The following is a 25,069-nucleotide window of genomic DNA, read 5'->3' as shown; positions in this document are numbered from 1 at the left end:
TTCATTACCACACTCCCCGTTTATATTTTATGCTATTTCTGTAGCAATGCTCTGGTGATTTTCAGCCCAACATTGAATTGAAGGCCAAGAATTATAAATAATCTCAAAAAGAAAGCCAGATACTATAAAAATAAAACTTGAGATTAAAATTCCTGGAGGATTTTCATTATATTGAGGAATTTTAACAGAAAATGTAAATTTTAATATCAATATTCCAGCAATTGAAAATCCAAGAATTGCTGGTAAAACTTCTGTAATGCTGTGGAAATTATTAACAACCATGATTAAATAATTTAAGCTAAACGAGATTGAGAGTATTTTATTATTTTTTCGATAAATAGACAATGATTTTCGACGTATTCAGCAAGTTTACCCTTTTGCATTAGAGTCTTGGGTTTAAAATGTGTACTCAAATCACAAAATCCTGTACATCCTTAAATCCTGTAAATCCTGATATGGCTTGCGCCACGCTACGCTATCAGACAAATAAAGACAAAAAAAAGCGGGCTAACCGCTTATTAGAAGGTTAACCCGTTTCACTTTGGGAACGCGCTACAGAAATTGTTACTGCAATACCAACTTAACATTGGCATTTTGCAGACCACGCTGTTTTACTTCAGCCAAAGTCTTGTTAACGGCATATTTTTGATTGATAGAGTTGATCAACTCGGTCTGGTTGTGCTTCTTAGCGACACCCCATAAGTCAGCAATGAGGTCAAAAGAACCGTCACTGTTACGAGACCAACCTAGATCGTACTCGCCTTCCAATACAGCAACGATGTCGGAACGGAGACGCTGACCATTATAACCACGGACATCAGCTTCAGTTTTTACACTGATACCTAAGTCGCGCAAAGAAGACTTGAGAATTTCGGCATCGGTGATCTTGGTACGCAGAGTGCTAAAGTGAGACATTTGGGTTTCCTCCAATAAGAAGATTGATGAGAAAAACGACAACGGTTCTTTTTCAGCGAAGCCGCATTAATTGGGAACGGCTTTTTTCTATCTGTTAGCCTTGTGACTAACCTTTCCCCCCTGACATTTCAGAGGAAAGCTTTTAAAACTCCATGCGCTGATATTCAGCAACAGAGGAGGCTGCGGGTCTAGCACGCTGTCTGGCCCAGTCTCTTAAAGCTGTGACCTGTTCTTGCATCGTTCGTGACAGCGGCAAAGTAGACTTCAATGCAGCAATAATATCTAATTGGGTGAACTCCCGATCTTGGGCGAAGGCTTCATACATAGCCGCCACGATCGCTTGTTCAATTTCTGCCCCGGAAAAGCCGTCGGACATTTTTGCTAGTTGTTCTAGATCAAATCTAGCAATTTCTTCCCGGCGTTTAGTCAGGTGAATACCGAAGATATCCTGACGTTCTTCCGGTGTGGGCAGATCCACAAAGAATATTTCATCAAAGCGACCTTTCCTCAAAAACTCTCCAGGTAAGCGTTCGACACGGTTAGCCGTCGCCATTACGAAAACTGGAGATTTCTTTTCCTGCATCCAGGTGAGGAAAGAGCCGAAAATTCTGTTTGATGTCCCCCCATCAGAATCGCCAGAACCACCGCTACCCGCAAAGGATTTATCCAATTCGTCAATAAACAGAATCGTGGGGGAAATTGATTCTGCTGTTTTCAGGGCGTTCCGCAGGTTGGCTTCACTTCGACCCACCATTGAGCCGTCGTAGACCCGCCCCATATCTAATCTCAGAATTGGTAAACCCCATAAACGGGAGGTAGTTTTAGCAATAAGTGACTTACCACAACCGGGAACACCGAGAATTAACATTCCTTTTGGTTGGGGCAACCCGTACTCTCTCGCTCTTTCGGTAAAGGCGTTGGAGCGTTGGGTAAGCCAAGTTTTTAATTCTTCCAAGCCACCCACAGCATCAATGGTTTCATCTTCTTCGATGTACTCCAAGATACCGTTGCGGCGGATGAGTTGTTTTTTCTCGGATAAAACAATATCAACTTCATCTTCCGTTAAACGCCCAGTTGTTACCTGTGCTTTGCGGTAGACTTTCTCAGCTTCATCTTTAGTTAGACCTAAAGCGGCTCTGAGTAGCTTTTCTCGCGCCTCGGTTGTCAGCCGTCGTCCACGATTTTGCTCTTGATGGGCGGTTAAAACCTTATTTAACTCAGCCATGTCAGGCAATTGAAAATCTAAAACAACAACTTCTTTTTCCAGTTCAATCGGAACTTGTTGCACAGGGGACATTAAGATAATGTTCTTTTGCGTTCCTTTGAAACTAGCGATCGCGTCCCGGAGCGATCTGGTTGTTGCTGGCGCATCAATAAAGGGATGTAAATCTTTAAGAATAAATATACTGGGTTCTTTTTGCCGAATAATCCAATCAATGGCTGCTTCGGGAGAGACAGTATTGTGTTGAGTGGTATTCCGGGGTTGACCGTACTCGACGATACCGTGAGTTACTGTCCAAATATATACTCGTCTTTGGGGTTTTAAGTCTTGGGAAACTTTAAAAATTGACTGCTCTGCCCGCTCTTCCTCGGAGGTCACAAGGTAGATTAAAGGGTATTGAGCTTGAATTAAAATATTGAGCTCTTCTTTCATACTATCGACCTACTTGAGACCTTATAGAGACAGTACCGACCAGCGATCGCATGGCGTTAAGCCAGACTATTAATCATTATTAATTCCTATCTAACAAGGAACTAATTCTTCCTCACCCTTGGGATGGGTTTCTTCTTTTTCTCTACCATCAATGGATAGATGATCTTGTCCGATGATTCCTGGTTGGTTGCCCAAGTTCACGAGTTCACCATCACGCAGTACGAGTGAAGTTTCACAAGTGGGACAGGAATAAATCCGGTGAGTTCGCCCATGAGCAGACGCTTCTATTTCTTCTACTAATTCTGAGTTGGTCAGGTAGAAACTGAGCGCCCGTTCTGCGAGGTCTGACATCGGTTCTGAGTCAACGGCAGAACGAATTTTAAGTTTTCTGTGCAGTTCCGGTGATAAATATAACGTAACCTTTTGCTTAGTTTGCATACAACTTTCTAGTGGTCTTACCCGGGTATGTATACTACCTTATCGGCTCTTTTCTCAGTTGTCAAGATGGTAAAGCGTTTTAACTGCAATTTTGTTACATTTCGTAATATAACTAGGATTTTGTCTGAATCAGGATGTCCAGGATTTCAGGATTTTCAGGATTTTGTCTGAATCAGGATGTTCAGGATTTTAGGATTTTCAGGATTTTGTCTGAATCAGGATGTCCAGGATTTCAGGATTTTCAGGATTTGTGTTTGGATTTTGATGATTTTGTCTAAAATATATTTCACAAAGAGTACATACCGCTGCGTGATAATGTGGTGAAAATATTATCTGCCGTCGTTGAGCTTCGTCCTGTGCGGTTTTAAGATTATTGTTGACGGTGATGCTTTCTAACATCTTTAATTTATGTCTAACAACCTTTTACAGCCTGATTCGGATGCACTACACCAGTCTGCTATTGATGTGATTACCCATGTCGGTAATGTGATGTCGGAAGGTTGTGGAATATTGAGAGATCATGATAAAAATCAGGGTGGGAATCGGTTGGGGGCTGAGATTAAGGCTATTGAATAAGATATCAGGCACGTCAATGAGAAGTTGGAAAGGGTAAAGCGTAAAGAATTGACGATGACGATTGTTGCGCCAACCAGTGCGGGTAAGTCTACTATTATTAATGCGATCGCTGGACAGGATTTATTACCTAGTCGTAATGATGCGATGACGGTTTTACCGACTGAGATTGTTTTTTCTCGTGAGGTAACTCGTCCTAAGTTGATTCTGGATAAGGCTTTGATGACGCTTTTGCGAGAGGCTTGGCGACAATTACATCAGAAATTGCAACAAATTGGTTTAAAAGAAGCTGTTGAACAGGCTACTAAAAATGATTTTCCCCGCGAGAATGTAATTAGGGAAATTTTGAACAGTAGTTCTGTTTCTTCTCAATCTGAGTTGGAAGAATCAAATAGTATTCAAGCTGAATTAATCAGAATAAATGATCTTCTGCGGTTGTGCGGTATTTTTGGTGTATCTACAGGATTTTTGTCTTCTTTGTCTGAAATTCCTCGGATTGAAGTTCCTTTTCCGCGACAATTATCACCTCTAAAAGATTCGGGTTTAGGGACTTTGGCGCTGGTGGATACCGCTGGATCTAGTGAGGATAAGTCTTTAAATTTAGTGAATGTTGTCAAGGATAGACTCATAGCGAGTTCTCTGGTTTTGGTGGTGGTGGACTATACGAAAATTGGACATTAATTTACTTCAAGATATTGTCAATCAACTGCAATACAGAGTTGAAGATCACGAAGATCGGATTCTGAATTTAGAACAACGAGTTTATAGAACTGAAGTTCAGCATAAAATTGAAGATGCGATAGCCGCATGGCAATCAAAACGGACATATCAAGGATTTCATTGGGCAATTCAAGTTGCTTTCGTCACCCGTGAAATAGTAGATTATGCTCTCGGTGATTACGAACGATTAATCACCAAAGGTAAAGACAGCCAACTGCGTCAGAGTATAAGCGATAGAATACTTGCAACCGACAACACAATTCCCGATCATCATTTTCCATTAACCAACCTCCTCAACCTGTCATATAGCGAAACATCCCAAGAAAACCAAGAACTCGCGGGTTATTTGTTGGAAGTAGAATCTATTTCGGAACAAAGACTAGGGAAAACTCTCTATTTGTTCACTCTTGGTAAAACCCTAGAATTAGCCCAACTACCCAAACAACAACAGCCCCAAAATCTAGCCCAAACCGCATTTGAATTATGCCGTAACTACCCCAATGTGATGATTTATCCGACTACCAGCAAAAGAGAATTTGTTGAGCGCATTGTGAATGAAACGGCAAACGATAGATTAAATTTGATAACATTAGTCTAATCGCCCTTCGTAGGTTGGGTTGACAAAAGGAAACCCAACATTTATAGACAAACAATATCCCCTCTCAAATGATTAGGAGAATAACCTATGAACACGACACTGTATGAAACCGACTTTAATCTTTGGATAGAACAAACTGTTAACCAACTCAAAAATGGACAAATTCAAGACCTAGATATAGAAAACCTAATCGAGGAAGTTCAATCAATGGGGAGCAATGACAAACGGGAAATTAAAAGCCGATTAATTGTTTTAATCATGCACCTATTAAAGTATAAATATCAACCAAAGAAGAAAACAAAAAGTTGGACTTCAACTATAATAACCCAAAGAAATGAACTCGAATTAGTCTTAGAAAACAGTCCTAGCTTAAACCCATTCCTCAAAGAGAATATATCCGAGTGCTATCAGAAAGCACGAAAAAACGCCGCCAGGGAAACAAAACTACCCTTAACCACCTTTCCCCTAGAATGTCCCTTCACCTCAGAGCAAATCATAGACTCCGATTATTTCCCAGACACAAATGCTTAATATAAAAGCAGTGCGATCGCCATTTTCCATTAACTTAAAATTCTTGAGAAATAATAATTAAAATGGCTGATTTCAAAGGACTAATTTTAGTTTGAATAATGTCCCAAATAATCTCATCTTCTAAGGAAAAATAAGCATGAACTAAAATATCTCTCAATCCAGCAATTTTGCGCCATTCAATATGTGGATATTTATTTCTTATTTCTGGAGGAATTTGTTTAACTGCTTCCCCAATCACTGATAAATTTCTAATTACCGCATCAAATCTTAATTCATCAGCAAAAAACCTATTATCATCTAATCCTTGAGTATAACGGAGAATTTTATCACAACTAATTAAAATATCATCACAATAAAGTTTTAAACTACGCGACATAAATAGCGTCTTTTTCTACAGAACTAATAATTTGAGGTTTCAACATTTTTTTAGTTACTAAATCAACAGATAAAGATAAATTATCTTCTAAGAAGAATTTTAAGTCCATATATTGATCAAAGGTAACTTTTCCTTGAAATTCTACCAATAAATCAAGATCGCTAGTATTTTTTGCTTCATCTCTTGCATAAGAACCAAATAAAGCTAAGGATATCACACCATAACTTTTAATCGTGGTTAAGTTTTTTTTCAGGAAGTTGATTAGATATTCTCTATTCATGATTATTACCTAATGTTTTTGGTCTGAATTAGGATTTAAGCATTCACAGCAATGTTTCAGATCCCCGACTTCTCAGAGAAGTCGGGGATCTTATTCTTGGAATATGTTACAATTTGCGTCATAAAATTAATAGATTAATAATTTAAATTATTACATGAAAGAAGCCAAAATCAAACTCGGATTGGTGCTGGCGGGTGGCGGTGCTAAGGGCGCGTACCAATCAGGTGTGGTCAAATATCTAGCAGAAATTGACTTTGCCCCTCTGATGATTGCAGGTACGAGCATTGGTGCGCTCAATGGTGCGATCCTCGCCTCTCACACATCATTTAAACAAGCTGCTGATCGCCTATGGCAACTATGGAGAGAACTAGGTGAAGCCAACATTATCAACTGGCAGTTAGTTAAATATCCACTGCAATCCTTGGCGCAATATTTACATTTCTCACAGGAAGACGCATCTTTGTGTGATCCTAACCCACTGGATAAATTTTTACGCTATGCCATCAATCCTCAACAATTGCGAGCAGGAATTGAACTCTGGGTAGCCGCGTTTCCCTCAGTACACAATTTTCTACCATCTTCACACAAAGCAGGTCAGATTGTCCCCACAATAGGCAATGCGATCGCCTCCAATCTTGGACAATCCGCTGAATATATTCATGTTCAATCAGCCAAAACCGATGAAGAAATTTATCAAACATTACTCGCCAGTGCTGCTATTCCTTTAGCCTTTAAGTCACGCCAGGTTGATGACAAGCATTATGTTGATGGTTGGCTAGGTGATAATGTCCCTCTCAAAGCCTTAGCAAATCGCGGTTGTACTCATGCGATCGTCATTCATTTAGGGAATGGGGAACTTTGGAATCGTCATGATTTCCCTAATCAAACAATAATTGAAATTCGTCCAACGGAAGATATGGGTGGTCTTAATACATTATTAGATTTCAGTCCCGAACGGATTCAACTTTTGCAAAACCGGGGTTATCAAGATGCCAAACGGATTCTTGAACCAATTTTACAAACACTGATGATCGAGCGATCGCGCCAAGAAAGTTTTGCGCGACTTCAGGAAACATCAAAGCGATTAAGAGACGATTCACCAATCTATTAGTTAAAACTGAATGATAAAACAGCCTTGGGGTGCGGTACAAATAAACAAGGCACTTTGCGCTATGATTTCGGTTGTGGGGATAGGAATAATCTTTTGGGGGTGTAATGCTAATATACTAAACACAGGTGAGATTTAAACTTTTGCCAAATGACAAAGAACCCAGATGTGTAGGGGTTTAGCTCATGCTTTACCCCTACGTTTAGAATCAAACAATCAAGCCGTTTTGAGTATAACTCCCAGCTTCAAGAGGCAAGATGGAAGATATATAGGGCTTGCTGAAAAAGTTGTCCGTGACGGCAGGGAAATCTTAACTCTTAACTGGGAACAGTTTCAGCCATCTGGATATCCTCAATTTTCTAAATCCGACCCAGGAAAATGCACCAATTTTGAGACACCATCAGCCAAAACCTTGCACTTTCTTGTGATAAAAATCAGCGAAACCCTTATTAATAAAAAGGTTTCAGTTTTATATGGCTAACGCCACGCTACGCTATCAGCAAGCCCTACATATCCAAACGGTAATTTTCCTGTTCGCGTTCCACAAAATACTGGACACGGGCGCGGTAATCTCTGAGAGTTTCATCAACCCAATCCCGATCGCTACTGTTAACATAGAGATGGACTAGGGGTTCACTAGCATCAGGTAAAACCAATAGCCAATTGTCATCATAGGGCTGGCGAATTTTCACGCCGTCAATTAACTCCAGATTCTGGGCGGGGTGAGTTTCCACCAAATAACGCATTAACGCCCCCTTAGCAGTCCAAGGACAGCGGACTGTGTAGGTTCTATTAATGACACGAGGTAATTCGGAACGCACGGTTGCCAGCGATCGCTCTTGAATGGTTAACATTTCAATCAGCTTGGCAATACAGAACATCGAATCAAACCCTGGGTGTAATTGCGGAAAAATAAACCCAGTTTCCCCACTCCCACCCAAAACCACATTGGGATTTTTTTGACAGGCTTCCATTAAAGCCGTCGGATTCGCTTTAGTTCTAATTACATTACCATCATGACGATGGGCAACCAATTCCACCGCACTAGAAGCATGAACCGGTACAACTACCGAACTTCTAGGGTTAGCAGTTAACATCATATCCACCATCAAAGCCGTCAGCATTTCTCCGCGAATGGGAAAACCCGATTCATCAACTAAAATCAGTTGTTCCCCATTAGCTGATACCTGCACGCCAAAATTAGCGTTCACCGCCTCCACAACGTGACCTAATTGAGTCAATAGTAATTCTCTATCAGCATTGGAAATTGCCGTTTTATTCAAACTAGCATTTAACACCACCGCATCAGCCCCAAATTTATCCAACATTTGCGGCAAAACTGCCCCGGACACAGCGTAAACATAGTCAATTACCACTTTTGCCCGACTATTACGCAGAGTATCCAAATTTAATAACTTTTCAAAAGCCTTGCCATAGCAGTCCATTAATTGACTGGAATATACCACATCACCAATTTCATGACTTTGGGAACGGCGCATATCTTCCTTAAAATACGCCCCCTCAATTTTCTTTTCTTGGGCTTTAGAGATGTTAATGCCCTTAACATCCATAAATTCAATCAAGATATAATCACGGCGTTCTGGGTGAACTCGGACATGAATACCCCCTGCTACTGACATTGTGGGGATCACAGTTCGAGCGATGGGAATAGCTGTAGTATCTAGGTTCTGGACATCTACACCGACAGACATTAAACCCGCAATTAAAGACCGTGTTACCATCCGGGAAACATTGCGTTGGTCACGGGAGACTGTCACCATTGAACCAGGTTTTAAAGTCGAACCATAGGCAGCCCCCAACTTCACCGCAAACTCTGGAGTAATATCAATATTGGCTAATCCCTGTACCCCGCGCTGTCCAAATAAATTGCGTTGGGCAGTATTTCCCCAAATCAGATTAATATTTAAAACTGCACCAGACTCAATCTTTTTACTTGGCCATACCCTCACCCCAGGGCTAATTTGCGCCTCTTCTCCCACCGTAGACAGCGAACCTACCACAGCCGCCTCTAAGACATGAGCGCGTCTATCTACACGAGTACCGCGACCAATTACGCAAGCCGATAACTGGGCTTCGTCGCCAACAATTGCCCCATTCCAAATAATTGGTCTTTTTAAATGAGCATCAGCCCCAATTGTCACATTATCACCAATTACTGTCCCATCCTCAATTTTTACCCTTGCGCCAATGCGGCAATTATTACCAATTACGGCTGGGGTTTCAATTTTGGCTGTAGGATCAATATAAGTATTTTGTCCTACCCACAAACCGGGAGCAATTTCTGGATAAGCCACTTTTAAGTTAACTTTCCTTTGTAAAGCATCATACTGGGCTTCTCTATAGGCATCTAAATGACCCACATCACACCAGTAACCATCAGCAACATAACCGTAAATTGGCTCGTCTTTGGCTAGTAATAAGGGAAATAAATCTTTGGAAAAATCGCATTCAGTATGTTCTGGTAAATAGTCTAAAACTTCTGGTTCTAAAATATAAGTGCCAGTGTTGACAGTATCAGAAAAGATTTCGCTGGTGGAAGGCTTTTCCAAAAACCGGTTAATACGCCCTTCTGTATCCGTAATTACCACACCAAATTCAATGGGATTAGGCACACGGGTTAAAATTAAAGTGGCTTTTGATTGTTTTTGTTGATGAAATTCAATGGCAGCATTCAAATCAAAATCTGTGATACTATCACCGCTAATGACTAAAAAAGTTTCATCTAAAAGTTCAGTAATATTTTTTACACAACCTGCCGTACCTAATGGTTGATCTTCTTCGATAGCATAGGTCATTTGTACGCCAAAATCACTGCCATCTTGAAAGTAATCACGGAGAACATCTGGTAAATAATGCAATGTGGCAATTACTTCATAAATCTGGTGCCGTTTGAGGAGATTAATGATATGTTCAGCAATGGGACGATTTAAGATCGGAACCATTGGTTTGGGTAAATCGCAAGTCAAAGGACGCAACCGTGTTCCTGAACCACCTGCCATTAAGACTGCACGCATAAATACTCCTAAACTTGACTAAAAACATGATATTTTTCTTCTTCTAGTCTCTTATAGTTATTGAAATTTCAGAACCTTCCATAAGAAACATCTCTGAAAGGAGTCACTGAGTCAGGAGTCAGGAGTATGGCCTTAGAGAACTCCACAAAAAGAAATGCCCAATGTCATTCTGTTCGCGCAGCGTGTCAGAGGGATTACAAAACGAAGTGTAGTGAAGAATCTCTTGAGATGCTTCGTTTCGCTTCGTTTCGCTACACTCAGCATGACAAAACAGGATCATTTATTGGCGTTGCTGATTAAGGGTATGAATTTTAGTCTCACGCAAAGGCGCAAAGACGCAAAGGTAAGAGTTTTAAAGATTCAATTTGGGAATTTCATACCTCGATTCAGCAACGCCCATTTATTTTGTGGCTTACTCTAATTCATTTCTGGGCGGGTCTGTGAGCCAAACAAATAAGCCATCTGTAGCTTAAGTTGACACCAATGGTTTCTCCCCTGTTCCCTGTTCCTTATCGTTTCAAAATTCTGATTCGTCTAGCACCTATAAATCTTTTACCTACTGATAGGAGAAAACTAGAACAATGGAGTAGAACCCCATAGATTTAATTGTCAAGGTACAGATTACCGTTAGGCAGTTAGGTTTTTATACAGGTTGATTACCTTTCCTGTCAATTGAGATTATAACATCAAATATAATTAACTTATCACTGGGGGATAAATCCCCTCTTGCAGCTTTCATCCCCGGCTTACGAGACATTGATCTCTAAAAATTTTGGGGATTTTTAGGGATCAACTCCGGGGTTTTTAGCCTATCTTCTTATAAGATGATGTCAGTTATTAAGGAAGTTGATGGTAATTATGAATTTACTGGTTTTCGGAATAATCGTGGTTTATCTCGGTGGTGTGTGGAAATTTTGGACTGGATTTGGTAGGACTAATTTTAATCAAACTTTACCTAATCGGATCGGTTTGGCTGTGCTATGGCCTGCTTTGTTTTTAGCTAATTCATCCTATCGTCGCAATTTTCAAAAGGCACTGAAGGGATAATTAATTCGTAATTACCCATTACGAATTAATTATTTTCGTTAAAAATTGTGTTAAGGGGCTAAAAAGCCTGAATCCATTCTTTAACAAAATACTCTGTCCAAATGCCGTTTTGCCAATAGGGATCTGATTCCACTAATTGACGAACGGTGTTTTCGTCTTCAGCTTCGTAAATAGCAAAGACTTGAGTTACATCTTTTGTTGGACCAATGGTAATTAAAATTCCAGATTCTTTCTGTTGTGCTAATCCTGTTAAATGGGCTTGACGATAGGGTTCACGTTTGCTGAGAACGTCTTCACAATAGCTTCCCCACATGATGTATTTTGTCATAATTTCTGATTTGATTATTGATACTTCTTAAAAAATATAGCAACATGAGGTTTTTTAAGATAGAGATTGATGATCAAGTTTTTAATTTCACTAATATGCCTATAAGTAGGTGGGCGTTAAAAATTGTCGTTGGGGCAAGGGAACAGGGAACAGGAAGAGAGTTTTGAGTGATTTTACTTTTCTTCACATACCTTTAAATTTTTCTGTTCACCTACTTATACTTAATAATACTTATTATAATGCCAAAATATATACAGATATTTATAATTACATGAGGTAGATCCTAACCTGCTAATCGCTGGCAGGGAGGTGGCTAGGTGTGTTGTTATTACACCAGTCCCAATGAGGAAGAAACTATATTTGTCATCTATCTTGAGATAAATTTTTATTAGAATAAACTAAGATTTTGTATAACAAATCACAGTTTAATAGTTAAAAATAGAACTAATATCTCAGTTTAAAAGAGAATTAATCAAAAATATGTCTAAGCAATTTAACCGACGTAAGTTTCTGCTTTACAGTGCTGTAGGTGTTGGTAGTAGCATTTTTTTAAAAGCTTGTGCTAATAACTCTCCAAATACTGCGAATAGTCCAGCAGCATCCACTAGTACATCTCCCGTAGCTGGTACTACTGGTAAAACTATCAAGGTAGGTATTTTACATTCTCTCAGTGGCACAATGGCTATCAGTGAGAAAAGTGTGGTAGATGCGGAAAAACTAGCAATTAAGGAAATTAACGCTGCTGGGGGTGTTTTAGGTAAACAAATTGAAGCAGTTGTTGAAGATGGCGCTTCTAATTGGGACACCTTTAGAGAAAAAGCTACCAAATTGATTGACCAGGATCAAGTAGCTGTAGTTTTCGGTTGTTGGACTTCTGCTAGTCGTAAAAATGTCAAGCCAGTTTTCGAGAGCAAGGATCATATGCTCTGGTATCCTGTGCAGTATGAGGGTCAAGAATGTTCTAAAAACATTTTTTACACTGGTGCAGCCCCAAATCAACAAATTGAACCTTCTGTTGATTGGTTGTTGAAGAATAAAGGTAAAGAGTTCTTTTTAGTCGGTTCTGACTATGTTTTCCCCCGCACTGCTAATAACATTATTAAGGCTCAATTGGAGGCTTTAGGCGGGAAAACTGTTGGGGAAGATTACTTACCTTTGGGTAATACGGAAGTAACAGCTATTATCACGAAAATTAAGCAGGTTTTACCCAATGGCGGTGTAATTTATAATACTCTTAATGGTGATAGTAATGTTGCTTTCTTCAAACAGTTGAAAGGAGCGGGATTGACACCAGATAAGTATCCTTCCATGTCTGTGAGTATTGCGGAAGAGGAAGTTAAAGCCATTGGGGTGGAGTATCTAAAAGGACATTATGCTGCTTGGAACTATTTTCAAACAGTAGACACACCTGCGAACAAGAAATTTGTGGCGGCTTTTAAGAAAGAATACGGGGAAGACAGGGTAACAAATGACCCAATGGAAGCGGCCTATATCGCCGTGTATTTGTGGAAGCAATCAGTAGAAAAAGCAACTACAACTGACTTGGCGAAAGTACGGGCTGCGGCCTATGGTCAAACTATAGATGCACCTGAAGGAAAGGTGACTGTTAATGCTAATCATCACATATCAAAAATTGTGCGGATTGGTCAAGTCAGACAGGATGGACTATTTGACATTGTTTATGCTACCCCCGCACCAGTTGAACCAGTTCCTTGGAATCAATTTGTGAAAGAGACTAAGGGATTTGCCTGTGATTGGTCAGATCCTGGAAAAGGTGGTAAATACAAGAAGGGTTAATTTGGTGGTAAGTTGTCAGGGGTTAGTAATACAACAAATTGCATCTCAATAAGGTATGTATGGGCGGGCAGGATGCCCACCCCACAGGAGTTTTACTATTCATATTTGTACTTTGTTTAGTGGCAATTTGCTGTGAGATTAAAATAACTAATAACTGACAACTGACTATTAGGAATAAATTGATAATTGCAGGGATAAAATGTTAACAGGTTTCTTGGAAGCTGTATTTAATGGTGTTAGTATTGGCGCTGTTTTATTAATTGCTGCGTTAGGATTAGCTATCATATTTGGCTTAATGGGTGTCATTAATATGGCTCATGGTGAGCTAATTATGTTTGGTGCTTATACAACTTTTGTCGTGCAAAATGTTTGTAAGCAACTGGGTGGGGTTTGGTTTGAAGTTTATATATTTTTGGCTTTGATTATTGCTTTTATTTTCACTGCTGGTGTGGGATTAATTCTGGAAAAAAGTGTAATTCGTTATCTCTATGGACGACCTTTAGAAACTCTGTTAGCAACCTGGGGAGTAAGTTTAATTTTTCAACAGTTTGTCCGCAGTGTCAATTTATTATTGATCATAGCAATAGCTTTGTTTTCTGTTCTATTTTTTGGGGGTTTATGGATTTTAAATTCTCGGAATAATTTGCAGAAAATTCGTAACTGGGTTGTGGGATTTTTACTATTTTTGTCTCTAGGATTGACAATCACAATTTGTAATTTATTGAGTAAAACCTATCAGCAAGCGGTAACTTTACCTTGGTTTGGCGCTCAAAATGTGGATGTTACAGCCCCTAGTTGGTTACAATCTGGTGTATCTTTAGCTGGTGTACAATTACCTTATGCCCGGTTATTTATTATTGTTTTGACGATTATTTGTGTGGGAGGAATTTATCTATTTTTGCAACGTTCTCATTGGGGATTAAGAATTAGGGCTGTTACTCAAAATCGCAGTATGAGCGCTTGTTTGGGTATTCCCACTCAAAAAGTTGATGCAATTACTTTTGCGTTGGGTTCAGGGTTAGCTGGTGTGGCTGGATGTGCAATTAGTTTACTCGGTTCTGTCGGACCAAATACTGGACAAAATTACATTATTGACACCTTTATGGTGGTGGTTGTCGGTGGTGTGGGTAATTTAGCTGGTACAATTTTGGCAGCTTTGGGAATTGGGACAATTAATTATTTGATTGGTTCGGGAACTTTGGCTTTGTTGTTGGGTGCGGTCAAGCCTTTGGCTGATTTATTTAGTTTTTTTGCAACTACAAGTATGGCTAAGGTGATGGTTTTTGCGTTAATTATTGTGTTTTTACAGTGGAAACCTGGCGGAATTTTTCCCCAAAAGGGTCGTCATGTTGATGTTTAAGTTATGGGAAATTAATCGCAGATAAACGTGGATTTTAGAAAATGGATAAAGCAGGAATGATAAAAATTAAAAAGGGGCGAAATTTAATATTAGTTGAGGTTGGGGTGGTTTGTGCGATCGCTTTAATTTTGATTTTAATTATGCCGGTGTTACTTTCAGATTTTCGTCTGAATTTATTGGGACGGTTTTTGTCTCTGGCTATTGTGGCTTTGGGAATTGATTTAATTTGGGGTTATGCTGGTTTATTGAGTTTGGGACATGGGATTTTCTTTGGTTTGGGTGGATATGCGATCGCTATGTACCTAAAATTGCAAGTCCCCACGGGGGAGTTACCGGATTTTATGTCCCTTTATGGTGTTATGGAACTTCCTGGATTTTGGCAGCCTTTTTCTTCTTTTCCCCTCTCTGTGGCTGCTGTGGTGATGATTCCGGGTTTGTTAGCAGGATTACTAGGATATTTAGTATTTCGTAATCGCATTAAGGGGGTTTATTTTTCGATTTTGACTCAAGCTGCAATTATTGTATTTTTCAATTTTTTTAATGGACAACAACAATTTTTTAATGGCACAAATGGGTTGATAGATTTTACCACTTTTCCGCCTTTATCTTGGGGAGTTAATGGCAGTGGTGCTATAGTTAGTGATAGCAAAACTCAATTTGTTTTTTATGTCTTGACGGTGGTATTTTTGGCGGCTACTTATGGGCTTTGTCGCTGGTTAACTAGTGGACGTTTTGGCCGATTATTAATAGCTATTCGTGATGATGAAAGTCGGGTGAGATTTTCTGGTTACGACCCCACAGATTTTAAAGTATTAGTATTTGCAGTTTCGGGAGCAATTGCTGGTATAGCTGGGGCATTTTACACTGTTCAAAGTGGTTCTGTATCCCCTAGATCCATGGATATTGGCTTTTCTATTGAAATGGTGATTTGGGTGGCTGTGGGGGGAAGAGGGACGCTAATCGGGGCAGTTATTGGCACTTTATTAGTTAATTATGCCCGGACTTTTTTAAGTGAACAATTCGCGGAAATATGGCTATTTTTTCAGGGTATACTATTATTAATTATCGTCATTTTGCTTCCTGACGGCATCATGGGATGGTTAAATAAACAAAATATCCCTTTTGGGAAACGTCAGCAATTAAAACCTTCTGATACCTATCCTAGTTTAGAAGAAGATATGGAGGTGAAACATGAACGCCAAAATCTTGGAAACTGAAAATGTCACCGTTAGTTTTGACGGTTTTAAAGCATTAAACCAATTAAATTTTAGTATGAATGTTGGTGAATTGCGGGTAGTAATTGGTCCAAATGGGGCAGGAAAAACTACCTTTCTGGATGTAATTACAGGTAAGGTTCAACCAACTATAGGGAAAGTATTATTTAAGGGTAAAAATTTACGTTCTTTAGCCGAACATCAAATTGCACGGCTGGGAATTGGGCGCAAATTCCAAACTCCACGAATATATCTTAATTTAACACCTTTCGAGAATTTAGAAATTACTAGTAATCGTCAGAAAAATGTCTTCTCAACCTTGTTTCGTTCTATCAATTCTGCGGAAAAAAATAGTCTTAAAGGCTTATTAGAAACAATTGGTTTAACTGCAAAAGCAAATATTCCAGCGGCTTTATTATCCCATGGAGAAAAGCAACGTTTGGAGATTGGAATGTTAGTAGCACAATCTCCTGATTTATTACTTGTTGATGAACCAGTGGCTGGTTTAACAGATGAAGAAACCTATAATATCGGTAATTTATTATCAACATTAGCCACGAGTCATTCAATTTTAGTCATTGAACATGATATGGAATTTGTGCGACAAATTGCTAAGAAGGTGACAGTATTACATGAGGGTTCGGTATTGTGTGAAGGTGATTTTGAGGAGGTCAGAAATGACCCCCGCGTTATTGAAGTATATTTAGGAAAACAGGAAGAGAATCATACCCCCCTTAATCCCCCCTTGTGAAGCTGGGAAACAAGAACTCTGTCCCCTCCCTTTTATAAGGCGTGTACACACAAGTCAAATTACCCCCCTTAATCCCCCCTTGGAAATGGGGGAAACCGGAAAAATTACTTCCCTCCCCTTTGTAAGGGGAGGGTTAGGAAAAAAATAGTTAATCAGGTTAATTTTATAATGCTAAAAATTTCTAATCTTAACGTTCATTATGGTGAAAGTCATATTCTCAGAAATGTAGATTTGACTGTATTACCAGGACAGATGGTATGTTTAATTGGACGCAATGGGGTGGGGAAAACAACAATGCTAAAAACAATTATTGGCTTACTCAAACCCAGCAGCGGAATTATTAATTTTGCAGGGGAGATAATTAACGGTAAACCAACTTATGAAAGGGCGAAAATGGGTATTGGTTATGTGAGTCAAGGAAGGGAAATCATACCGCGATTAACAGTTAAAGAAAATCTGCTTTTGGGATTAGAGGCTAGACAAAAACCAGTTAAAAAACCAGAAATTCCCCCAGAAATTTTTAGCCTATTTCCAGTATTAAAAACTATGCTTTCTCGTATGGGTGGAGATCTAAGTGGTGGACAACAGCAACAATTAGCGATCGCTCGTGCTTTAATGGGAAAACCACAACTACTCGTATTAGACGAACCAACGGAAGGTATTCAACCCTCAATCATTTTGGAAATTGAAGCCGCAGTCCGTCAGATTATTGAAACTACAGGAGTTTCCGTCTTATTGGTAGAACAGCACTTGCATTTTGTCCGTCAGGCAGATTACTATTATGCTATGCAAAAAGGGGGGATTGTTGCTTCCGGTCTAACTCAGGAACTTAGTCAAGATGTGATTCAAAAGTTTTTGACGGTTTAGTGATAAGAGAACTCCACAAAAAAAATGATCCAATTTTGTAGGATGGGCATCCTTGCCCGTCCTTGATGATTAGCGGGCAATTCGTCCCGCACCACAAGAAATTTTGGGATATTTTTTTGATTGGAAGTCTCTAATAAACCTGTGCTGCATGAGTTGTCATTGCGAGTGAAAGGAAGCAATCTCTTGACAACCGATAAACCACCTAACGCAAAAATCTCTCAAACCCTTATTCCTCTGTGTCCTCTGCGCCTCCGTGGTTCGTTAATCAGGATAATTTATTTCTTGGAAGTCCCTAATTGATAAAGCCAGGGAATAAATTCCCTGTCTCATAGCAAAAGTCGGTTAAAACCGACTGTTTTGGATTAACTTCTCAAATTCACACCAAATTTTTCAACTAAGGCTGTCCGCACTTGATTATGAACTGGTTCGATTTCATTTTCAGTAAGAGTGCGATCGCTGGCACGATATACTAAACGAAACGCTAAACTACGTTGTCCTGTGGGAACGTGTTCACCCCGATATTCATCAAACAATTCCACCGAGTTTAATAACCCTTTCCCAGCTTTATTAATGACCTTTTCAATTTCGGAAACCGTCACTTTCACAGGGGCAAAAAACGCCAAATCTCTGTCACTAGCTGGATAGGTAGAATAGGAACTGAATTTGGGAACTAGCAAATCATCATGATCCCAAGCATCCAACAGAGCATCTAAATCCAATTGAAACACATAAACGGCTTCTGGTAAATCTTTCTCTCGACGTAATTGGGGGTGAATTTGTCCGAATGTTCCCAGTCTACTACCTTTTACCCACAATGAAGCTGTGCGTCCAGGATGTAAACGAGAATCTCGATTTTCAGGTTGAAATTCTACCGTTAATTTTAGTTGTTTAAAGACACTTTCTAAAATGCCTTTGGCTTCAAACCAAGTAATCGCTTCTTCCTTACCACCTCTTGACCATTTACCGACAGTGATATCACCACCAATAATTCCAGCCAGGATTTCCGCTTCTTGTAAACCCTCTTCTTCGCGCCAGAAAATCCGCCCGATTTCAAAACCGTTTAATGCTCCATTTCCTTGCTCTATATTATATTGAAAAGCGGTAATTAAACCGGAAATTAAATCAGTGCGTAAAGCCGAATATTCAGCGAACAAAGGGTTACTTAAAATGATCTGTTTATCTTCACCTGGTTTCACCAAAGAATAATGAATTAATTCAGTCAAACCTTCAGCGCGGAGATAAGCGCGTAACCTGCGAATTAATTCTTGTTCTAAAGATAGATAACCAGCTTCGGATTTTTCTGGTAAAGTATCACAGAACTTATCATAACCATATAACCGGGCAATTTCTTCAATTAAATCAATTTCCCGTTCTAAATCGCGGTAACGATAGGGAGGTACGGTAACTGTCCAATTCCGGTCATCAATTTTGGCTAATTTACATCCTAAAGCCGTGAGAATTTTTTCGACATCTGACCCTTGTAATTCTCCTGTTTCGAGTCCTAGTTCAATCGGACCTAGCACTTCATTAACTTTATCTAAACGCAGGTTAATAGAATGTGACCAAGTAGAAATATCTGGACGATAATCGGAAATTTCTTGCTGAACAATCACCCCTGCGGCTAATTCACTAATTAAGGATAAAGCGCGGTGACAAGCTATTTCTAATTCGGCGCGATTTACGCCCCTTTCGTATCTACCAGAAGCCTCACTTCTTAACCCCGCACTGCGAGAAGAACGCCGAATAGCCACAGAATCAAATAACGCAGCTTCTAAAACTAAACTTTGTGTACCTTCATGAACTTCTGTTTCTGCACCACCCATAACACCTGCTAAAGCCACCGCTTGATTATTAGCGGTAATTAATAAATTTTGGGTTGATAAATTACGAATATTTCCATCTAAGGTTTTTAAAGTTTCCCCAGTTTCCGCAAACCGCACACCAATGATTAAATTTTCCCCCCCACCTACAGATTGTAAACGCTCTTTGTCGAAAGCGTGAAGCGGTTGTCCTCTTTCTAATAAAACATAGTTTGTGATATCAACTACATTATTAATTGGTCTGACTCCAGCAGCCCGTAAACGTTGTTGTAACCATTCAGGAGAAGCCGCAATTTTGATGTTTTCGACAACTGTACCAATATAAGCAGGACAAGCTTGGGTTTCGGAAATTTTTAAAGTGATGCTTTTCGCAGTCTTGGTATTTTCTACTTCTGCAATTGGGGGAATTGATAATTTTCCCCCAGTTAAAGCTGCTACTTCCCGTGCAATACCCACCATAGATAAAGCGTCAGCCCGGTTAGCAGTAGCGGTGACATCTAAAATCACATCTTCCAAACCCAATAGGGGACGAACATCACTACCCACCACCATGTTTTCTTCAGGGAAGATATGAATACCGTCAATATCAGTGGGTAAACCCAGTTCTTTTAAAGAGCATATCATCCCATTGGAGGGAACACCCCGCAGTTTTGCGGGTTTGATTTTTAAATCAATGTTGGGTAAATAAGTTCCTGTGGTGGCGACAGGGACATAGATATCTGCGCGGACGTTCGCAGCACCGCAAACGATATTTACAGTCTCAGCAGCCCCAATATCTACGGTACAAACGCTCAATTTGTCTGCATTGGGGTGGGGTTGACGTTCTAGCACTTTTCCCACAACTACACCATTTGCCCAAGTGCGGCGGTCTTCTATATCTTCTACTTCAAACCCTGCCATTGTCAAGGTTTCCGCCAGTTCTTCTGGGGTGAGTTTGATTTCTACGAGTTCTTTTAACCAGTTTAGAGAAATACGCATGGAGTCTGTTTGTTTAGATTTGTCTTTCGCTCTAATTTTATATATTAAGTGAAAATTATCAGATTTTTTGGCGTTGCTGATTTAATGTAGGAATTAGCCTCACGCAAAGGCGCAAAGACGCAAAGAATATGAGTTAAAGAAATCTAATTTTTCCTTTTTATAGTACAGATGTGATATGCAAACTATCTACATTTTTTTCACTGGATGTCTATTATGATTAATTTAGTAGATATCAGAATCTATTCCTATGGGAGATATGTCCACTATGGTACAGCAATTATCAGCAGAAACCACACCAGAAATCATTTATCCTGACAGCGACGGTCAACCAATGGCAGATAATACTAAACAATATCAATGGATTGTTAAAATTAAAGAAAATTTAGAAATATTATTTGCATCACGAGATGATGTATTTATTGCAGGTGATTTACTTTGGTATCCTATCGAGGGAAGTGTCAAAACTTGTCAAGCACCTGATGTTATGGTGGTGTTTGGTAGACCAAAAGTAGATAGAGGTTCTTATCAACAATGGAAAGAAAATAATATTCCTCCTCAAGTGGTTTTTGAAATTTTATCACCGGGAAATCGTACTCCCAAAATGATTAATAAATCGCTTTTTTATCAACGTTATGGTGTGGAAGAATATTATATTTATGATCCTGATACTTTAGAATTATCCGGTTTTGTGCGTTATCAAGATGCTTTTATAGCCATTGAAGATATTAATGGTTGGATAAGTCCGAGATTGGGTATCCGGTTTCAACTTGTACTTGATAATTTAGAGATTTATTATCCTGATGGTAACAAGTTTCTCACATCTGTGGAATTTGATCAACTTGCTAAACAAGAATATCAACGTGCTGAACAAGAACGTCAGGAGAAGCAAGTAGTTATTCAGCAGTATCAAGAATTATTAGCTAAGTTGCAAGAAAAGGGAATTGATTTAGATAATTTATGATTATATGGTAGGGTATTATGCACCGCGAGAAAAGAACAGGAGACATTAGAAAAAGAATATCAATCAAGTTTAAATACACTCTTACCTATCAAAAAACAACTGAAACAATGTGATTGGTTAATTGATGAAATTGTTTATCGGTTGTATGGTTTAACTGAAGAAGAAAAAGCCATAATTCAAGGATAAAAATATCCCCGACTTCTGTTTTCATTTTGTAAATAAATGATAGATTTTTCTTAGAAGTCGGGGATCTGGATTATAATAAAAATAGAATTGGTAATATCAATCATGCTAAAATACAGCCAATTAAATTATTTACCCTCATCTAAGGAATTACCCGACTCTGACGACACACCAGTGGATAACGAACTACAAGATTTAATTCCCGGTTTATTAAAAGCCATGTTAGCCTTAATCTGGTTCCAAAGATGGGATTGGTTTTTTGGCGTAGACATGGGAATATATTATGATCCAGATAAACCTGCAATTGTCCCAGATGGATTTTTAAGTATTGGTATTCCCAGATTAATTGATGAAGATTTACGCCGCAGTTATGTATTATGGGAAGAACAAAAATTACCGATTTTAGTGTTAGAAATAGTGTCTCATACCTATAGGGGAGAATATAGCACTAAGAAAGATTTTTATGCTCAAGAATTGGGTATATTATATTATGTAGTTTATAATTCTCAGCGTAAAAGAAAACAACGTTTAGAGGTTTACAAATTAGTCAATGGAGAATATAAATTACTGTCAGGAAACCCTGTTTTTCTACCAGAGATAGGGTTAGGAATAGGAATGGAAAAAGCAACATATCAAGGAATAACTAGGGAATGGTTATATTGGTTTGATGAAAATGGAAAACGATTTTTAACACCAGAAGAAAGGATGCAACAAAGTGAGGAAAAACATTTAGAATCTGAAAGAAAATGGTTAGAATCTGAGGAAAAGGCTAATAAATTAGCAAAGATGTTAAAAAAATTAGGAGTTGATCCTGAAAATTTATAGCGTGTGAATTAAATCTGCAAAACCGTAAATACTAATTCCTAATAACAGTAATGCGGTAAATTGGGTAAGGCGTTGTTGAGTTAAAACTGTGTGGTTGTTTCCGGTGGGAGACATTGCTTCCCGGACTAATATAGAAGTTGATGCTCCCACGACAAAACTTAAACCTAGTATGATGTAGGGTTTATCTGGGACAATGGTGGAGACTGTCAGCAGAGCGATCGCTAATGTCAACATTAATAACTCCACAAATCGGGGTGGATGATCTTGAATAAATAAAATCAAGCTATTTAACCAAAAATTCCAGGTTCTCATAATTTGTCAGTTGTTAATTAACTGTTGTAGAGACGTTCCATGGAACGTCTCTACATTAAAACTAACGAGCGCCAGCTTTTACCCCCGCACCAGTTTTCTGAGTTGAGTCTTCTGGAAGTTCCACACCAAAAACTCGACAAAAGACCTTTTCTACCTTATATCCTGTATCAATGGATTCTAAAGGATCTTTCCGCAGACGGTGACGCAGACATAATGTAATTACCCGCCGGATATCGTCAACTGTTACTTCTGTCCGACCTTCAAAGGCGGTTAAGGCTTTAGCCGCACGGTTTGTCACAATGTCACCCCGCAACCCGTCCACATCTAATTCTGAACAAACTTCGGAAATTTTCACCCGGAAGTCATAGTCTAAATTAACTTGTGGTAATAAGTTTTGGGCATTGACAATTTTCTCTTGTAATGCTACTTGGGGAGCTTGGTGTTTTTCTAAATACACAGGCGGATTTTGGTCAAATTCACCCCGTTCTTCCACAATTTGCACCCGCAAAGCTGGTTCTTTCACAGTGCGGATTTCTGCGTGCATTCCAAAACGGTCAAGGAGTTGGGGACGCAGTTCCCCTTCTTCTGGGTTTCCCGAACCAACGAGAACAAACTTGGCTGGGTGACGGATAGAAATCCCCTCCCGTTCCACAGTGTTCCAACCACTAGCAGCGGAATCGAGGAGTACGTCTACCAAGTGGTCATCTAATAAGTTGACCTCATCAACGTAAAGAATACCCCGGTTAGCTTTGGCTAGGAGTCCGGGTTCAAAGGCTTTGACACCCTCAGATAAGGCTTTTTCAATGTCAATTGTCCCACAAACTCGGTCTTCTGTCGCACCCAATGGTAAATCTACCATTTGTACCTTTTTGTGAGTGACGGGAATTTCCAACCCTTGGGCTACCTGTTGACGGACTTCATCACTCATCAAGTCCGTGTCGCTGGGGTCACTGTTGAAAGGGTCATTGGCGACAACAGGGATTTCTGGTAAAAGGTCCGCCAAGGCGCGGATAGTTGTAGATTTTCCGGTGCCGCGATCGCCCATAATCATTACACCACCAATTTTGGGGTCAATGACATTTAACAGCAGTGCCAGTTTCATTTCTTCTTGACCAACGATGGCTGTAAATGGAAAGACCGCACGACGCGCACTCGCACTAGCTTGAGCAGTTGAAGTCACTAAATTACCTTAACAATATTTTTTATTACAATTCTTTATTTTGACACATTTTGGGGAGGTGGGTTGGTTGTTCGTTAAAAGCCAATCTTCTTATAAGTTTTTTAAATCTGACTTTTACAAAAAAAGCACAAGACTATGTTTATTGAGAATAAATCTGCTTCATTCTCAATAATCTTGAGAATGATTGCAATAAGGTAACGATTTTACTAGGTTCTTGACCTCTTGACTTTTTGTGCTATTATCAAGGTATATAATTTGGTGGCTATAATGTCTAAATTTTAGAATACAGAAATTGTCAGCATCAGGATAACCAGAATTTAAGAATTGACAGGATGTGAGTAAATTAAAATCCTGTTCATTGTTTGATCTTGTAAATCCTGATTCTCATAAAATTATTAAAATTATCGGAAAAATAACTGAAATTGCTGAGAAACAAGTATTATCTTCAGTAGGGATATTCCGCATTCCGCAACTATCAGTTTCTGCACAGAAAACCCAAACCGCCCATTACTATATTTGACCCACAACCCGTCAATAATGCGGAGGTCATCACAGGGAAAACTATCAATACTTTTAACATTTAACCAACCTTCTTTTTCTCGGTTTGCTACCACTAGCATTACCCAGAATGTTTCCTCATCTGCTTCTTTCCATTCCCCTGCTGCTAACAATTTCTCTAATTTTTGATACCGACTGGGTACAGTAACAGATGGTTGAGGTGGTAGTGGAGGTAGTGGAGGTAAAATTTGAGATGGCGATCGCCTCTCAGGTTGATTTAAAATATTTAACTCCTGAATAACTTCTTTAACAGATTGATAACAATTGCTTTTTCAATACTATCTGTTCCCTGTGCTTGGAGTAAAAATTGTTTAATTACACAATAGGGTTTTGATGGTTTATCCTCATCAATAGCTAAAAATTTCTCCATAAACTATCTCGTAGGATAGTTAACGAAAACCAAGTTATTGTGGTGGAAAATCTTCATGTTAAAGGCATGATGCAAAATCACTGCCTAGCCAAATCTATTCAACAAGTTGGCTGGGGGATGTTTTGCACCATGCTTAAATACAAAGCAGAAAACGAAGGGAAGATTTATCAAGAAGTTGATAGATTCTTTCCTTCGTCGAAAACTTGTCATGTATGCCTTAATCAAGTGGGTAGTTTGCCACTTGATATAAGATTCTGGACTTGTGAAAAGTGCCAGACTAGACATGATAG

29 protein-coding genes are annotated in these 25,069 nt (G+C 39.2%); 15 read left to right on the top strand and 14 right to left on the bottom strand.

Features of this window, described 5'->3' with window-relative positions; all coding sequences use genetic code 11:
* Nucleotides 1-27 precede the first annotated feature (27 nt).
* Complete coding sequence (locus tag AN486_RS16900; RefSeq protein ID WP_290601712.1) at nucleotides 28-282, bottom strand: hypothetical protein; 255 nt, start codon at nucleotides 280-282, stop codon at nucleotides 28-30.
* 119 nt (nucleotides 283-401) lie between these two features.
* On the opposite strand from AN486_RS16900, the gene AN486_RS16895 reads away from it, so the two are divergent.
* Nucleotides 402-530: a hypothetical protein gene (locus tag AN486_RS16895; protein WP_290601710.1), complete on the top strand. Its 129-nt coding sequence runs from the start codon at nucleotides 402-404 to the stop codon at nucleotides 528-530.
* A gap of 34 nt (nucleotides 531-564) precedes the next feature.
* Here AN486_RS16895 and AN486_RS16890 read toward each other — a convergent pair whose 3' ends face one another.
* The 4 genes from AN486_RS16890 to AN486_RS16875 all read right to left on the bottom strand — a co-directional run bounded on the left by AN486_RS16890 (nucleotide 565) and on the right by AN486_RS16875 (nucleotide 3,406).
* Nucleotides 565-915 (bottom strand): DUF1257 domain-containing protein, encoded by a 351-nt coding sequence (locus AN486_RS16890; RefSeq protein ID WP_015081375.1) that lies wholly within the window; start codon nucleotides 913-915, stop codon nucleotides 565-567.
* Nucleotides 916-1,057: 142 nt separating this feature from the next.
* A complete protein-coding gene (locus AN486_RS16885; protein ID WP_168504908.1) occupies nucleotides 1,058-2,569 on the bottom strand; it encodes an AAA family ATPase in 1,512 nt (503 codons plus the stop codon).
* A 90-nt stretch (nucleotides 2,570-2,659) separates the two neighbouring features.
* Complete coding sequence (locus tag AN486_RS16880) at nucleotides 2,660-3,007, bottom strand: hypothetical protein (RefSeq protein WP_168635218.1); 348 nt, start codon at nucleotides 3,005-3,007, stop codon at nucleotides 2,660-2,662.
* A gap of 198 nt (nucleotides 3,008-3,205) precedes the next feature.
* Nucleotides 3,206-3,406 carry a hypothetical protein gene (locus AN486_RS16875; RefSeq protein ID WP_290601702.1) on the bottom strand — a complete coding sequence of 67 codons (201 nt, stop codon included), beginning with the start codon at nucleotides 3,404-3,406 and terminating at the stop codon, nucleotides 3,206-3,208.
* A gap of 9 nt (nucleotides 3,407-3,415) precedes the next feature.
* Between AN486_RS16875 and AN486_RS16870 the strand changes: the two genes are divergently transcribed.
* From AN486_RS16870 to AN486_RS16855, 4 genes are all read left to right on the top strand, one after another.
* Nucleotides 3,416-3,583: a hypothetical protein gene (locus AN486_RS16870; RefSeq protein WP_290601700.1), complete on the top strand. Its 168-nt coding sequence runs from the start codon at nucleotides 3,416-3,418 to the stop codon at nucleotides 3,581-3,583.
* A 54-nt stretch (nucleotides 3,584-3,637) separates the two neighbouring features.
* Complete coding sequence (locus tag AN486_RS16865; RefSeq protein ID WP_290601698.1) at nucleotides 3,638-4,261, top strand: dynamin family protein; 624 nt, start codon at nucleotides 3,638-3,640, stop codon at nucleotides 4,259-4,261.
* Entirely contained in the window at nucleotides 4,251-4,898 is a 648-nt protein-coding gene (locus tag AN486_RS16860) for a hypothetical protein (RefSeq protein ID WP_290601696.1), read from the top strand. Before AN486_RS16865 ends, AN486_RS16860 begins: the two co-directional genes overlap by 11 nt.
* 87 nt (nucleotides 4,899-4,985) lie before the next feature.
* The gene (locus AN486_RS16855; RefSeq protein WP_168694881.1) at nucleotides 4,986-5,429 is read left to right on the top strand and encodes a DUF29 domain-containing protein; all 444 of its coding nucleotides are present in this window, start codon (nucleotides 4,986-4,988) and stop codon (nucleotides 5,427-5,429) included.
* Nucleotides 5,430-5,463: 34 nt separating this feature from the next.
* Here AN486_RS16855 and AN486_RS16850 read toward each other — a convergent pair whose 3' ends face one another.
* On the bottom strand, nucleotides 5,464-5,805 hold the full coding sequence (locus AN486_RS16850) for a DUF86 domain-containing protein (protein ID WP_168635215.1): 342 nt from the start codon (nucleotides 5,803-5,805) through the stop codon (nucleotides 5,464-5,466).
* Nucleotides 5,795-6,085, bottom strand: coding sequence for a nucleotidyltransferase family protein (locus tag AN486_RS16845; protein WP_148762421.1), 291 nt, complete (start codon nucleotides 6,083-6,085; stop codon nucleotides 5,795-5,797). Before AN486_RS16845 ends, AN486_RS16850 begins: the two co-directional genes overlap by 11 nt.
* 154 nt (nucleotides 6,086-6,239) lie before the next feature.
* On the opposite strand from AN486_RS16845, the gene AN486_RS16840 reads away from it, so the two are divergent.
* Nucleotides 6,240-7,196, top strand: a complete 957-nt coding sequence (locus tag AN486_RS16840; protein WP_290601691.1) for a patatin-like phospholipase family protein — start codon at nucleotides 6,240-6,242, stop codon at nucleotides 7,194-7,196.
* 163 nt (nucleotides 7,197-7,359) lie between these two features.
* Nucleotides 7,360-7,674 (top strand): hypothetical protein, encoded by a 315-nt coding sequence (locus AN486_RS16835; protein ID WP_290601689.1) that lies wholly within the window; start codon nucleotides 7,360-7,362, stop codon nucleotides 7,672-7,674.
* 25 nt (nucleotides 7,675-7,699) lie between these two features.
* On the opposite strand, the gene AN486_RS16830 is transcribed toward AN486_RS16835, so the two are convergent.
* Entirely contained in the window at nucleotides 7,700-10,228 is a 2,529-nt protein-coding gene (locus tag AN486_RS16830; protein WP_039200186.1) for a mannose-1-phosphate guanyltransferase, read from the bottom strand.
* 1,105 nt (nucleotides 10,229-11,333) lie between these two features.
* Nucleotides 11,334-11,603 carry a YciI family protein gene (locus AN486_RS16825; protein ID WP_081424100.1) on the bottom strand — a complete coding sequence of 90 codons (270 nt, stop codon included), beginning with the start codon at nucleotides 11,601-11,603 and terminating at the stop codon, nucleotides 11,334-11,336.
* A 480-nt stretch (nucleotides 11,604-12,083) separates the two neighbouring features.
* Between AN486_RS16825 and urtA the strand changes: the two genes are divergently transcribed.
* From urtA to urtE, 5 genes are all read left to right on the top strand, one after another.
* Nucleotides 12,084-13,400: an urea ABC transporter substrate-binding protein gene (gene urtA, locus AN486_RS16820; RefSeq protein WP_053537569.1), complete on the top strand. Its 1,317-nt coding sequence runs from the start codon at nucleotides 12,084-12,086 to the stop codon at nucleotides 13,398-13,400.
* A 199-nt stretch (nucleotides 13,401-13,599) separates the two neighbouring features.
* Entirely contained in the window at nucleotides 13,600-14,760 is a 1,161-nt protein-coding gene (locus AN486_RS16815; protein ID WP_053537570.1) for a branched-chain amino acid ABC transporter permease, read from the top strand.
* Between the two features lie 41 nt (nucleotides 14,761-14,801).
* Nucleotides 14,802-15,977 (top strand): urea ABC transporter permease subunit UrtC, encoded by a 1,176-nt coding sequence (gene urtC, locus AN486_RS16810; protein ID WP_290601686.1) that lies wholly within the window; start codon nucleotides 14,802-14,804, stop codon nucleotides 15,975-15,977.
* Nucleotides 15,952-16,725 (top strand): urea ABC transporter ATP-binding protein UrtD, encoded by a 774-nt coding sequence (gene urtD, locus AN486_RS16805; protein WP_290601684.1) that lies wholly within the window; start codon nucleotides 15,952-15,954, stop codon nucleotides 16,723-16,725. Before urtC ends, urtD begins: the two co-directional genes overlap by 26 nt.
* A gap of 168 nt (nucleotides 16,726-16,893) precedes the next feature.
* On the top strand, nucleotides 16,894-17,592 hold the full coding sequence (gene urtE / locus AN486_RS16800) for an urea ABC transporter ATP-binding subunit UrtE (RefSeq protein WP_053537573.1): 699 nt from the start codon (nucleotides 16,894-16,896) through the stop codon (nucleotides 17,590-17,592).
* Nucleotides 17,593-17,954: 362 nt separating this feature from the next.
* Here the strand turns inward: urtE and pheT are convergent, their stop codons facing one another.
* Entirely contained in the window at nucleotides 17,955-20,390 is a 2,436-nt protein-coding gene (gene pheT / locus AN486_RS16795; RefSeq protein ID WP_053537574.1) for a phenylalanine--tRNA ligase subunit beta, read from the bottom strand.
* Between the two features lie 265 nt (nucleotides 20,391-20,655).
* Between pheT and AN486_RS16790 the strand changes: the two genes are divergently transcribed.
* Both AN486_RS16790 and AN486_RS16785 read left to right on the top strand, forming a co-directional pair.
* Entirely contained in the window at nucleotides 20,656-21,351 is a 696-nt protein-coding gene (locus AN486_RS16790) for a Uma2 family endonuclease (RefSeq protein ID WP_053537575.1), read from the top strand.
* A gap of 288 nt (nucleotides 21,352-21,639) precedes the next feature.
* Entirely contained in the window at nucleotides 21,640-22,359 is a 720-nt protein-coding gene (locus AN486_RS16785; RefSeq protein WP_290601681.1) for a Uma2 family endonuclease, read from the top strand.
* Here AN486_RS16785 and AN486_RS16780 read toward each other — a convergent pair.
* The 4 genes from AN486_RS16780 to AN486_RS16765 all read right to left on the bottom strand — a co-directional run bounded on the left by AN486_RS16780 (nucleotide 22,354) and on the right by AN486_RS16765 (nucleotide 24,779).
* Complete coding sequence (locus AN486_RS16780; protein ID WP_027403494.1) at nucleotides 22,354-22,671, bottom strand: hypothetical protein; 318 nt, start codon at nucleotides 22,669-22,671, stop codon at nucleotides 22,354-22,356. The genes AN486_RS16785 and AN486_RS16780 overlap by 6 nt on opposite strands.
* A gap of 61 nt (nucleotides 22,672-22,732) precedes the next feature.
* Nucleotides 22,733-23,851, bottom strand: coding sequence for a magnesium chelatase ATPase subunit I (gene bchI, locus AN486_RS16775; RefSeq protein ID WP_053537576.1), 1,119 nt, complete (start codon nucleotides 23,849-23,851; stop codon nucleotides 22,733-22,735).
* 401 nt (nucleotides 23,852-24,252) lie between these two features.
* Nucleotides 24,253-24,522, bottom strand: coding sequence for a GUN4 domain-containing protein (locus AN486_RS16770; RefSeq protein ID WP_242032412.1), 270 nt, complete (start codon nucleotides 24,520-24,522; stop codon nucleotides 24,253-24,255).
* A gap of 113 nt (nucleotides 24,523-24,635) precedes the next feature.
* Nucleotides 24,636-24,779: a hypothetical protein gene (locus AN486_RS16765; RefSeq protein WP_290601728.1), complete on the bottom strand. Its 144-nt coding sequence runs from the start codon at nucleotides 24,777-24,779 to the stop codon at nucleotides 24,636-24,638.
* Between the two features lie 42 nt (nucleotides 24,780-24,821).
* Here AN486_RS16765 and AN486_RS16760 point away from each other — a divergent pair.
* A partial coding sequence (locus tag AN486_RS16760) for a transposase (RefSeq protein ID WP_290601678.1) occupies nucleotides 24,822-25,069 on the top strand: 248 nt, incomplete at its 3' end.

The organism is Anabaena sp. AL93 (assembly GCF_001672085.1).
In the GTDB taxonomy this organism is placed as follows: Bacteria; Cyanobacteriota; Cyanobacteriia; order Cyanobacteriales; family Nostocaceae; genus Dolichospermum; species Dolichospermum heterosporum.
This window is presented reverse-complemented; position numbering and strand designations above follow the sequence as displayed.